Source organism: Paraconexibacter antarcticus, from assembly GCF_024220175.1.
In the GTDB taxonomy this organism is placed as follows: Bacteria; Actinomycetota; Thermoleophilia; order Solirubrobacterales; family Solirubrobacteraceae; genus Paraconexibacter; species Paraconexibacter antarcticus.
Genome location: NZ_CP098502.1, coordinates 4,845,888 through 4,857,818 on the forward strand (window position 1 = coordinate 4,845,888; position 11,931 = coordinate 4,857,818).

The following is an 11,931-nucleotide window of genomic DNA, read 5'->3' on the forward strand; positions in this document are numbered from 1 at the left end:
GGCTACTCCGTTGCGCGCCGAAGCGGGCGCGCGAGGCCCGCGGCCCTCCGAAAGCGCTCACACACGAGATCCTGGTCGGGCACGACGCGGGCGCGGAGGGAGCGCTCGGCCATGACCGCCCGCACCGACCGCTCGAGTCACCGTGCATGAGCGGCCCGGCAGGTCCTCGGCGCTGCCCGCTGCGCCTACCACTGGCGACTCCCGAACTGACGCACCGGCAGCAGCGTCGCCGTGCGATCGACACGTTGAGCATGCGGTCGAACATGCTGCGGGTCGAGCGTGATCCGTTCGGTTGCCGTGCTCGCTAGGTCGAGTGTCACGCCGGTGGCAGCAGGGCCGCCGGCAGCGTCGAGCGAACGCTCGCAACCCAGGGGTCACCTATGCACCGCCCATCGTGGACCGCCGCCGTCTTAACCGCTGCGGCCGCCGCCGGCCTCGGAACGAGCGCGGCAGCACAGGCGTCGACCGCCGATCGGATCCTCGCCACCAGGCCCCCGGTGCTGCTGCACCCGATGGTCCGCGCCACGGCGAACGTCCTGGCCGACAACACGATCGGCCTGCTCGCGCCGCGCTCGCGCCCGACCACCGGCGGGCCCGACGTGAACGGGACCTTCGGCACTCCGTTCGCCGAGCCCACCGTCGGGGGCCGCACGACCGGCGCGAAGTGCATCACCGCACCGACGCCCAACGGCGGCGCGAAGGGTCCGTCCGCGCAGGTCTGCAAGCCCGCCGCCGGCACGCTCGTAAACCTCCCGAACGGCAAGATCCTCTACTGGGACGCGCTCGAGGGCACGGAGAACAACACGTTCTCGATCGTCGCCGAGGGCGGCGCGACGTTCACGAACGACAGCACCCGGCTGCTCACCGGGGCGGCGACCAGCACGCCGCGGTGGTCGGCGCCCAGCCCCTACGACGGCGGTGCGAACCCCGCCGGCAACCCCGGGCGGCCGCTGATCCCCGGCCTACAGACCTCCGAGACCTACAACGACGGCGCCCTCTTCGGCAGCCACCAGTCCTTCCTGCCCGACGGCCGGCTCCTCGTGCAGGGCGGCACGGACTACTCCCTGGACCCGGGGGTGGACGGCATCCCGTTCGGCGCCGTGGAGCTCACCGGACTGAAGGCCACGCGCATCTACGACCCCAAGACGAACACGTTCACGCAGACGGGCGACTCGGCCTACCGTCGCTGGTATCCCACCCTCGTGGAGACCGGCGAGGGCCGCTACATCGACTTCAGCGGCGTGGGGAAGCTCCTCAAGCCGATCTATCCCGACTCCCCCAAGGACTCGCTGACCAACGTCAAGCAGGTCGAGCAGTTCGATCCCGGCACCGCGAAGTGGACGACGTTCCCCACACGCGCCGACTACGACCTGCCGCTGTACCCGCGGATGAGCCTGCTCCCCGACGGTCACGTCTTCTACAACGCCGCCGGCCAGGACTTCAACCCCTTCGGCCAGTCCATCGGCGAGACCAACTGGAACGACCTCGCCGCCTTTGACCCCAAGACCGCGACCTGGCACAAGCTCGGCCTGGCCAATACCGCGACGCCCCTGGCCCCCGGATTCCGCGGCTCCACCTCCAGCACGCTGCTCCCGCTCAAGCCCGACGTGAACGGCCGCTACACCAAGGCCAGCTACCTGACCGCCGGCGGCGTCCTGCTGCCCTCACCGGGAAGCTACTTCGCCACCAGCCAATCCTCCATCACCACGGTCGACACGACAGACGGCAAGGACCGCGTCACCCAGAAGAAGACGGGCTCCCTCAACCAGGTGCGTTGGTTCGGCCAGAACATCCTGCTCCCGACCGGTGAGGTCGTCGTCTTCAGCGGCGGCGACAAGGACGAGGTCGTCGGGCCCGGGACGGAGTTCCCCGTACAGCAGGCCGAGCTCTTCAATCCGGTGACCCGCGCGTGGAAGCCGATCGCGACCGCCCACAACCCCCGCACGTATCACAACACCGCCGTCCTGCTCCCCAGCGGCGAGGTGCTCGTCGGCGGCCACGCCACCATCTCCACCGCCTACCTCAACAACACCACGCTGCCCGGAGGCTTCGCTCCCCACGACGGCCGCGACCCGTCCTTTGAGGTGTTCAAGCCGCCGTACCTCTTTCGCGGCCCCCGGCCCAACATCGCAAAGGCCGCAGCCAAGCTGCGCTACGGCCACGCCACCGTGATCACCATGGCCACCGCCCGGCAGGCGGCCACCATCGACTCGGTGAATCTCGTGCGCAACTCAGCCATCACGCATATCGTCGACGCCGACCAGCGCACCATCCAGCTGCGCGTCATCTCCCACCGAGGCCGCCGCGTGAAGCTCGCCGGCGTCCCGGACGGAAACGTCGCACCCCCCGGCCCCTACATGCTGTTTGTCAACGCCACCAGTCCCCGCGGCCCGATCCCCTCCACCGCCAAGCAGCTGCTCGTCGGCCCCTGAGGCGGCGGCCGCTCTCGGGCCACACCAGGGGCTCCCACGGGCTCGGGTTACGCCCGAACGCCCGAGCGACCGTCGATAGGAACCGAAGCGTGCCGCCTCCAAGAAGCGCAATGATGACGGGCGGCGAGCGGCGTTCAGCTGGCGCGCCTGATGATCGTAACCTCCGGCGAAACCGGCAGGTCGCCAGCGGCTACAAGCGAGGCACCGGGATCCGGGCGAACCTTCGACAAGCGCTTCAATCACCCAACTGGTCTTCGTCCGCTACGCCATCTGCTACTCCGCACACGGCTATCGGATGAGGCCCACAACGGCCGAGAGCCCTTGAACAAGGGCTCTCGTGGAGCGGGAGCGACGGGACTCGAACCCGCGACCTCCGGCGTGACAGCCTGAGGACAGACGTCCGGGAGGCGCAAGTACGGCCGTTAAAGCCCTAAAACAAAGACGTTTTCACGGCCAGCTGTGACTCACGCGCTACTCCGAGCGCTACTCCACCGCTACGCCGCCGCGCTATCATCTCGTACACGATGGCGAGCGATGGCGGCGAGACTGAAGTCCTCTACTCGTGGCTCATCGTCGCGACAGCCCGCAATGGAGAGTTGGTCTACGAGGCCGGTTGGCGCCACCGTCAAGAGGACGGCTCGCTCAAGACGATGAAGCGACGGCTCGGCCCCGCCTGGCTCGAGCGGGGTGAGGACGGCGAGTACCTCAAGCGCCGCGGCCGACCGAAGCCCGGCTTCCTGCATGAGGCCGCCGCGATCGTCGCCAAGGACCGCGTCATCCGCGATGTCGAGCGCGAGTTCGCCGAGGCAGCCGACATCGCCACCGCAGCCGCGCGCGTCACGGCCAGCTTCCGTGAGGTGGCACATGCCTACCTCCACTGGCTCGAGCACGTCCAAGACGCCAAGCCGTCAACACTCCAGGAGCATCGCTACGCCCTCGCCGAGCCCGGCACACCCCATCGCCGCGGCAAGGGCACCCACTCGGGTTACATCATGGACGCCTTCGGCGACCGGCCGGCCGACGAGATCGCGACACGCGACGTCAACGAACTGCTGAACAAGATTGCGGCCACTGAAGTCGCTCCGCGAACGGTCAACAAGCATCGCCAGCTGATCTCGGCGATCTACGGGTACGGCTGCAAGGAGGCCACGTTCAACCTGCCGCGCAACCCCGCGACGGATTCGGACCGTCGCCAAGAACCCGAGCGAGCCACGCTCGACTTCTATTCGCCCGAGGAGATTGAGGCGCTCGCCCGCAGCCTCGAAGTCGGAGCGCACCGCGACCCCGACGCCCCTGCGGTCAACGACGACGAGAAGCTCGCACAGCAGGCCGAGGACCGGCAGGACGCAGAGCTCGTCCGCGTCGCCGCCTACGCTGGCCTGCGCCGCGGCGAGCTCGTCGCCCTCAGATGGCGTCACGTCGACTTCGAGAAGCACAAGATCGTCGTGCAGCGCGCGGTCAGTGCCAACGTCGACGCCACGTCAACGAAGTCACGCAAGGCGCGCGAAGTGCCGCTGCCCGACCAGGCCGCCGGCGCGCTGGCCCGTCTCTCCCAGCGCGGCGACTTCATGCAGCCCAACGACTACGTTTTCGTCAACCGCCTGGGTCGCCGCCTCGACGCCTCAGCACTGCGCCGCCGTGTCTCTCGCGCGCGAGAGGCCGCCGAACTCCGTGAGTTGCGCTTCCACGACCTGCGCCACACCTACGGCTCACTCCTCGTCGCCGGCGGCATCGACCTCGCCAGCGTCAAGGCCGCCATGGGCCACGCCCGCCTGTCCACCACCGAGCGCTACCTCCACGCTCGCTCCGCGACCGATCTGGCGGACAAGTTCACCCAGGCCTTCGCTGGCACCAGCCCGGATGACGCTCGCGCGCCGCAGGCTGATCAACCCGGGCGCTGAGGCGCGCGTCAGCTCGCCGAGAGTGACGACTGACCCTCGGTTCCGTAGTTCCTCGATCGGCGTCTGAGTACGTCGATTACCCGACGGATCCTAGACGTTGGGCTGGTCGGGCGCGACTGGAATCTGGGTGTGGGACGAACTTCGGGACGAAGTCCCGTGGCGCGGACACGGCCAGCTCGGCGCGACGAGCATCGGACCGTCTCACGGCGTGTGGACCGCGGTGAATGTCTCGATGACCTTGCGTACGCCGTCCATGCCGGCGAACGCCGACGGCCATAGGAGCGTGTGCTCGTATACGCCGTCCCAGCGTTCTGCGTATTTGGCGCGGACCTCGTCGGGGGTGCCTGCGAGGGTGATGGTGTCGACCATCTCGTCGGGGACGGCTTTGACCGCTGCGGCGAAGTCGCCGCCGATCCACTTCTCGCGGATCTTCTCGGCGTGTGCCTCCCAGCCGTGGTGGCGGTGGATGACCCTGTAAGTCTTGACGGTCGAGTTGAACGCGACGGTGGCGCGGGCGGCCTCGCGCGCGAGGTCACCGTCGTCGTTCACGCTGCAGGTGAGATAGCCGGCAATCGGGATCTGCCGGTCGCGACCGGCGTGCTCGGCGCCCTCTTGCAGGGCGGGACGCGCGACGTCACGCACGTACTCGGCGGTGAACAAGGGGTGGCCGACGAGTCCGTCGCCGACGCGGCCGGCGGCCTGGATCATCCTCGGGTTCACGCCGGCGAGGTAGATCGGCAGGTCGGTCCGCGGCGGCGGACCGACCGGTAGCGTCGGCTTGACGTGCAGTCGGTAGAAGCGGCCGTCGTGGGTGATGGGGCCCTCGTTGAGTCGCAGCAGGTTGCGAAGCAACGGGATGAGCTCCTCCATGCGGGGCGCCGGATGCTCGCCGTCGAGGCCGTGCCAGTCCTGCTGCATCCTCCGCGTGCCAGTGCCGAGCCCGAGGATCAGACGCTGGCCGGTCAGCTCGTCCAAGTCGCGTGCCTCTGCGGCCCACACCAGGGGGGTGCGGCCGAACGCGTAGGCGATCGCGCTCCCGAGGGTGATCGTCGTCGTGGCGGCCGCCATTGCCGCCAGCGAGATCGTGGCCGACCGGTCGTAGAACTCGGTCGTCCAGGCGCCGGCGAACCCTGCCTCCTCGGCCAGGCGGGCTGACTCTGCCACCTCCGCAAGGCCTCCACCCCCGGTGATGAGCAACGACGGGGCTGACGTGGCAACAGGCTCAGGCATGGGTGGGTCCTTGATGGGGTGTCTTCGTGCGGTGGCGGCTGGTCCGGTCGCGGGCGGTCCGAAGCGGTCGACGTCGGCGGGGCTCGAGGTGCGCGTCGGCCAGACACCGGGCGTTCATGTCGCTCCGCGCTCTGACCGGACGCTCAGGGTGACGTCGGCACGCTGTCCGGCCGCGGCCGGCGCGGTCGGCGATCACACCGGTGTTGAGCAGCAACGCGGCGAGGGCGAGGGCGAGGGCGCACGCGTCCACGACCGGCTGTATCGAAGGTCACCGCCCGGCCTCAGCGAGGACCCCGACCGCAGCGTCCTCCTGGAGGCCTGTGGCCACCGCAGCAACCGTCGGTCACGGCCCCGGGTGTTCACCGGTTGGTCGCCGGCGTGAGTTGGTGGCGTCGGTCGTGTTCGACGGGTGTCGCGGAGACGGCGCGCGGGGTCTTGGGTGGGGCCCAGAGTGCGGCGATGAGGGCGGCGGCGACCATGATGAAGACCATCACGAGTGACGTGTGTTGGGTGGCGGTGACGTAGGCGTGCCGGGCCTGGCCTGCGAGCTCCGCGCCGCGCGGACCCGACTGTTGGGCGACCTGCAGGGCGCCGGCGACCGACCCGCGGCTGGCCTCGCGCGCAGGTCCGGGAAGGGCCTGGGTGATGTCGTGCACCGATGCGGCGTAGGAGCCGGAGAGCAGTCCGCCGAAGAGCGCGACGCCGAGCGAGGTGCCGACCTCGCGGGTGGTGTGGTTGACGGAGGCGGCGACGCCCTGTTTGGCCGGTTCGACGTTGGTGAGGATCGCCTCGGTGCAGGGGACCATGCCGAGGCCGAGGCCGGCGCCGATCACGAGTGTCGCGGCGTAGAGGACCCAGACGGGACCGTCGATGCCGATGCCGCAGAGGATGCCGAAGCCGGCGGCGTTCAACAGGCAGCTGAGGGCGACCACGGCGCGCAGGCCGATGCGCTCGGTCAGGCGGCGGGCGACGATCGTGATGGGGATGATCGTCACCGCGGTGGCTGACATCGGCATCGACGCAGCCAGCGCGGAGTCACCGAGGACGATCTGCTGGTAGGGAATGATGAGGAACGCCAGGCCGTAGACCGCGGCGAAGGCGACGAAGACGGTGAACGCCGCCACGGCGAAGGACCGGTTGGCGAACAGGCGCACGTCAAGCAGCGGGTGGGCGCGGCGTAGCTGGATGGCCGCAAAGCCCGCGCCGGCGAGTACACCCAGGGTCAGGGCGGTGATGATCGTCGGGCTGGTCCAGCCGTCGATGCCGGCCTGGATGAAGCCGTAGACGAGGGCGCTGACGGACACGAGCGCGGCGAGGGCGCCCCAGTTGTCCATCGGTGGCGGCTGCTCGTCGCGTGAGCTGGGGATGCTCGGCGACGCGGCCAGGACGACGATCGCGCCCGCGAGGATGCTCCAGAAGGCCGAGCGCCAGGAAAAGAACTCCAGGAGGATCGCGGCGAGGGCCCCGCCGAACACCCCGGCGAGCGTGAAGGCGGCGGTCCACACCCCGACCGCGGTGTCCCTGAAGTCGGGCGGGAACGTGCTGGTGATCAGCGACAGCGTCGAGGGCAGGATCAGTGCGGCTCCGAGTCCGAGCAGCGCCCTGGTGGCGATCAGCGTCGTGGGGGTGTCGACGACCTGCAGGACGGCGGCGGCCGCGGTGAAGATGATTAGGCCCGCGATCATCACGCCGCGGCGGCCGAACCGGTCCCCGAGCGCACCGGCCGGGAGCAGCAGCCCGGCCATTACCAGCGTGTAGATGTCGATCATCCACGTCAGCTCGGTCTGGCTGGCGCCGACGTCCCGGGCGATCTCCGGGCCGGCGACGTAGAGCGTGGTGATCGACGCGACGACGAGGCTCACCGCACCGCACAGAACGGTCAGCACCCAGACGCTGCGAGCTCTGCTCATCGAACGACCTCCGGACGGGCCGGCCGCTCCGCCTGCGCCGCGCGGTCGATGAGCCGTTCCAGCACGGTCGCGAGGATCTCGTCGCGCGACTCGAAGAGGCGCTCGAGGTCGTCGAGGTCCACGCCCGCGCAGCGCGCGATCTGATGGCTCGTCACCGAGCGGTAGCCGCGTTCGGCGAACAGGGCCTGCGCGGCGTCGAGGATCGCGTCGCGGCGGTCGGCCGCGTCGCTCGGCGTCGGTGTGGCCGGGTCGAGCCCGGGTCCAGCGCCCGTGGTGGGTTTGCTGTGGGCGAGGCTGAACGACGGAAGGATCCGGCCGAGCCACGCCGGCTGCCACCACGCCCACGTCCCGGCGAGGCGCAGCAATGCGGGCAGCAGCGCGAGGCGCACGAGGAACGCGTCGAGCAGGACCGCGAGGCCGAGGATCATGCCCATCTCCTTGGCCGGGAGCGCGCTGGACGCGGCGAAGGTGCCGTAGACGCCGAGCATCGCGGCCGCGGCGGCGACGATCACCGGTCCGGAGCGGCCCATCCCGCTGACGACGGCGGTTCGCGGATCGCCGCTGAGGTCCCACTGCTCGCGGGCCGAGGAGATGAAGAACACGGTGTAGTCCATCGCGACCGCGAAGATCATCGCGAAGAAGAAGACCGGCGCCCAGAAGTCGATGTAGCCGGTGGCGTGGATCCCGAGCGGCCCGGTGAAGTGCCCGTCCTGGAAGACGAGAACGGTGATCCCGAAGGCGGCCGCGCTGGAGAGCAGGCTCGTCAGCGTCCCGGCCAGGGCGATGAACGGCGCCTGCACCGCGACGAGCAGCAGCAGGAAGCCGAGCAGCAGGATCAGGCCGATGACCAGCGGGGCGCTGTCCTGCATCGCGACGCGGATGTCGTGCAGTTCTTCGGGGCCGCCGCCGAGCAGCGCGCCCGGCGGGAGCAGACGGTCAAGCCGGTCGAGCTGCGTGCCGGCGGCGTCGCTGTTGGGCGGGGCACGCAGGTTCGACTGAAGCAGGACCGTCTGGGCGCCGGCCACCACCGGGAGCTTGCGCACCCCGGTCAGGTCGGGGTCGTGGCGCATCACGGCCGCGGCCTGCTGTGCCTGGGCCCGATCGACCGCGACGGTGACGGGCCCGATCGATGTCGGACCGAACGATCTCTGGACGAGCTCGGCCCCGACGCGCGCGGGCGCGTGCGCGGGCAGCGTCTCCTCCACCGGGATGCCGATGCGCAGATGCGCGATCGGGAGCGCCAACAGGACCAGCGCACCGGCCATGACCGCGACCACCGGCCATGGCCGTGCCCAGACCACCGCGCCCCAGCGCGCCATGCGGCTTGCGTCTGGACCGCGCTTCGTCGCGCGCCGGCGCCTCAGCCACGGCATCGCTCCGGCATCGATCCTCGGCCCCAGGCGCGCGAGGAGCATCGGCAACAACGTGAAGACGACCGCGAGCACGAGGCACACCGCAAGCTCGATCGCCATCGCGATCGACTTCGGCATCGGGCTGGGGATCAGGTAGCACGGCGCGGTGGCCACGAGCACCGTCGTCCCCGAGAACGCCACCGCCCGGCCCGCGGTGTCCATCGTCGACGCGACCGCGTCGACCGGATCGGCGTGTTCTCGCAGCGCCTCGCGAAAGCGCATGACGATGAACAGCGCGTAATCGATCCCAAGCGCCATCGTGAAGATCAACATGAACGACAGCGCCCAGATCGAGACGAAGCCGATCCGCGTGAACAGGTAGAGGAACCCGCCGGTCACGAACAGCCCGATCACAGTGATGAGCAGTGGCAGCCCCGCCGCCAGCAGCGACCCGAACGCGATGACGAGCACCAGCAGCGTGATCGGCAGCGCGTACTTCTCCCCACGGACCAGGGCGTCCTTGTTCTGCTTGTTGAAGTCGGCCCACTGCGCCGAGAGCCCCGACATGTGCGCCTGGTAGCGCGGGCCGGCCGCCTTGCTGACCCGATCGCGCAGACGATCGGCCGCGTGGACCATGCCGCTGGTGTCGCGCCCGGCCCCGCCGGTCACGATCACCGTCCGGCCATCGGGCGAGATCAGGCCACTCCGGGTCGGGCCGATCACGCCGCGCACCGCGGGATCGGCCGACAACACGTGCGCAACCGCGCGGGCCGCCGCACGGAACCGCGGGTCCTTCGCGTACGGCCCGGGCCCGCGCATGACGACGTTGAGGGCCGAACTTGCGAACAGCGGATTTGCCGCCTGGATCACCTCGCGCGCGCGCACCGACTCCGAACCGGTGTGCTCCATCCCCGCCCCCGACAGCGAGCTCTCAAGCTTCGGCAGGAACACACCGAGCCCGGCGATCAACACCAGCCACCCCACCACCACACGGCGTCCGTTCCCGGCCGACCAGTACGCCAACCGCGCCAATGGCCCGACCGCTGCGGAGCTCTTCATGGCACCGACGGTAGCATTTTTGCTCCGATCGAGGAATTATACTTCTACGATCGAGGAGTATTCGGGGGAGGACGCTGCCCGAACCGATACGTTGCAGAGGCCAGCCGATGTCCCGCGCGTTGCCCATGAACACGCCTGAACCCTCGACCCCCAAGGGTCGCAGCACCGCCGCGCGCATCCTCGACGCTGCGACCGTCGTCCTCGGCCGCGACGGCATGGGCGGCGCCACCCTCGGACGAATCGCCGACCAGGCCGGCGTGGACAAGCGGAACATCTCCTACTACTACGGCTCCCGCGAAGCGCTCCTCGTCCGCGTCGTGCAAGCCGTCGGCGAGCAGATGGCCCGAGGCATGGAGGCCACGATCGGCGAGATCGAGCGCTCAAACGCCGAGGTCCTGTGGAGCGGCGCCACCTCCGAGCCCGAGCTCGCCCGCGCGTACATCACGCTCCTCGGGGGCAGCGCCGAGACACCCGAGATCGACCACGCACTCACCGCACTCAAACAGGCCTGGCTGCACATGATCTCAAGCCGCCTCGCCCACGCCGGACACCCAGACGACGCCCGCGACGACCTCGCCAGCCTCGTGCTCGCGCTGCTGCGCGGCCTCCTCATCGAATGGACCGAAACCGGCGACGGACCCGTAGTCGACGCAACACTGAGACGCGTCGACGCACTGTTCACGCTGCCTCCCGTGCCACCCTCGGACCGATGACCCAGGGAGAGCACACGCGGCAGCCTCGTCCGACGTCGCGGCGACCGTGCCGGCCTCCAGACCCCGCCGCTAACGACGACCTCGTCCATCGCGTCGACGGCCATGAGGTCGAAGCTGTCGGCCGTGAGGTCCGATTCAGGGCGACGCGACGATCCGTATACCCGGCCAAGAGTCACACGCTGCTGCGAAGCCGTAGTCGCCGGCCCGCACCCGACAGGCTACGAGGAGGTGCAGACCTTCTGGGATCAAGACCGTGGCACACTCACGACCAGCTTCCCAGCCCCGACTGCCAAGCCCGCACCCCTGAGCCATGGTCCTCGTGTCGATCTCCGCGTCGCGTCCGAGACGTAGCAGCGCTCGGCACCCCGAGCCGTCTGCGCATCCTCGCCTACCTGCACACCGCCCCAGCCTCGGTCGGCGACCTTGCCGACGCCGTCGGCATGGAAGCATCGGCCGTCTCTCACCAGCTGCGCTTGCTGCGACACCTCGGCCTGGTCATCGGCCGGCGCGCCGGACGCCACGTCGTCTATGAGCTCCACGACCACCACGTCGCCGAGTTCCTCGCCCAGGCCGTCGGCCACGTCGAGCACCTCCGCAACAGCCCTCGCGAGCACGCGCCTGTGATACGCAACGGCGCCGATACGTAGCCGACGCTGACCGTTCTGCTCCTAGCACCGGCCGCCGGGCTCTTGGATCCACCTCCACAACTCTGTCCGGCTCCGCGGGGCGTGGAGGTCGACCGGGGAATAAAAGCTCGGGCGAGGCGCCGTGCGGCACGCGTGCAGTACGTGGACTGCTAGTCCGTGGGCCCTTTTGGGTCGTGCTCGCGCTTCCAAGCCGCGAGTCCCTGGCGCTTGTGATGCAGCCCGATGAGGCGGGCGGGGAACCACCACTTGGTTGCCCGGCCGAGTGCGGTGCGCTGGCACCAGCAGTCTGGGTCGCAGCCGCAGGTGCGGTTACGCGGATTGTGCAGGCGTTGGGCGATCGTTCGGGCCACGGCCGTCGATGCTACGCCGCAGCGCTGCCCGGATCCATTTCTCCGGAGGTACCCGGAGCTGCACGCCGTCCAGCCGGTACAGGCGGCACTTCATCCCGTAGTCCCGTCGGTCAGCTGCGCCGGGCTCGACGTCCTCGCCGTCGACGCGGACGGTAGGCGAGCCAAGGAACCGCAGGCGATCCGCCTCCTCGTGAGACTCGACCGCGCACGCTGAGAGCACCCCGGCAGGGTCGGCGTCCGCGATCATTTGATGAAGCTCAGGCAACAGTGCCTCAGCGCCGGGGCACCCGTCGAAGTACAGAAGTTCGACTCTCATCGCTCCGTTCAGAGGATACGG

Annotated in this window: 8 protein-coding genes; 4 read left to right on the top strand and 4 right to left on the bottom strand. The window is 69.7% G+C overall.

All coding sequences use genetic code 11. The features are described from left to right. Positions 1-380: 380 nt before the first annotated feature. Both NBH00_RS23770 and NBH00_RS23775 read left to right on the top strand, forming a co-directional pair. On the top strand, positions 381-2,432 hold the full coding sequence (locus NBH00_RS23770; RefSeq protein WP_254571050.1) for a galactose oxidase early set domain-containing protein: 2,052 nt from the start codon (positions 381-383) through the stop codon (positions 2,430-2,432). A gap of 524 nt (positions 2,433-2,956) precedes the next feature. Further along, entirely contained in the window at positions 2,957-4,333 is a 1,377-nt protein-coding gene (locus NBH00_RS23775; RefSeq protein WP_254571051.1) for a tyrosine-type recombinase/integrase, read from the top strand. Positions 4,334-4,534: 201 nt separating this feature from the next. Here the strand turns inward: NBH00_RS23775 and NBH00_RS23780 are convergent, their stop codons facing one another. From NBH00_RS23780 to NBH00_RS23790, 3 genes are all read right to left on the bottom strand, one after another. After that, complete coding sequence (locus NBH00_RS23780; protein ID WP_302182665.1) at positions 4,535-5,563, bottom strand: LLM class flavin-dependent oxidoreductase; 1,029 nt, start codon at positions 5,561-5,563, stop codon at positions 4,535-4,537. 359 nt (positions 5,564-5,922) lie between these two features. Then, entirely contained in the window at positions 5,923-7,473 is a 1,551-nt protein-coding gene (locus NBH00_RS23785; RefSeq protein WP_254571053.1) for an MFS transporter, read from the bottom strand. Then, on the bottom strand, positions 7,470-9,884 hold the full coding sequence (locus NBH00_RS23790; RefSeq protein ID WP_254571054.1) for an MMPL family transporter: 2,415 nt from the start codon (positions 9,882-9,884) through the stop codon (positions 7,470-7,472). Before NBH00_RS23790 ends, NBH00_RS23785 begins: the two co-directional genes overlap by 4 nt. A gap of 107 nt (positions 9,885-9,991) precedes the next feature. On the opposite strand from NBH00_RS23790, the gene NBH00_RS23795 reads away from it, so the two are divergent. Together NBH00_RS23795 and NBH00_RS25665 are read left to right on the top strand one after the other, a co-directional pair. After that, a complete protein-coding gene (locus NBH00_RS23795; protein ID WP_254571055.1) occupies positions 9,992-10,597 on the top strand; it encodes a TetR/AcrR family transcriptional regulator in 606 nt (201 codons plus the stop codon). Positions 10,598-10,836: 239 nt separating this feature from the next. Then, on the top strand, positions 10,837-11,244 hold the full coding sequence (locus tag NBH00_RS25665) for an ArsR/SmtB family transcription factor (RefSeq protein WP_254573753.1): 408 nt from the start codon (positions 10,837-10,839) through the stop codon (positions 11,242-11,244). Between the two features lie 309 nt (positions 11,245-11,553). Here NBH00_RS25665 and NBH00_RS25720 read toward each other — a convergent pair whose 3' ends face one another. Next, the gene (locus NBH00_RS25720; RefSeq protein WP_437126598.1) at positions 11,554-11,910 is read right to left on the bottom strand and encodes a DF family (seleno)protein; all 357 of its coding nucleotides are present in this window, start codon (positions 11,908-11,910) and stop codon (positions 11,554-11,556) included. Positions 11,911-11,931 lie beyond the last annotated feature (21 nt).

Excerpts from the sequence above, each read along its gene's own strand:
- NBH00_RS23775 (WP_254571051.1), top strand. The coding sequence starts at position 2,957 with ATGGCGAGCGATGGCGGCGAGACTGAAGTCCTCTACTCGTGGCTCATC.
- NBH00_RS25720 (WP_437126598.1), bottom strand. The coding sequence starts at position 11,910 with ATGAGAGTCGAACTTCTGTACTTCGACGGGTGCCCCGGCGCTGAGGCA.
- NBH00_RS23795 (WP_254571055.1), top strand. The coding sequence starts at position 9,992 with ATGTCCCGCGCGTTGCCCATGAACACGCCTGAACCCTCGACCCCCAAG.
- NBH00_RS23785 (WP_254571053.1), bottom strand. The coding sequence starts at position 7,473 with ATGAGCAGAGCTCGCAGCGTCTGGGTGCTGACCGTTCTGTGCGGTGCG.
- NBH00_RS23770 (WP_254571050.1), top strand. The coding sequence starts at position 381 with ATGCACCGCCCATCGTGGACCGCCGCCGTCTTAACCGCTGCGGCCGCC.
- NBH00_RS23790 (WP_254571054.1), bottom strand. The coding sequence starts at position 9,884 with ATGAAGAGCTCCGCAGCGGTCGGGCCATTGGCGCGGTTGGCGTACTGG.
- NBH00_RS23780 (WP_302182665.1), bottom strand. The coding sequence starts at position 5,563 with ATGCCTGAGCCTGTTGCCACGTCAGCCCCGTCGTTGCTCATCACCGGG.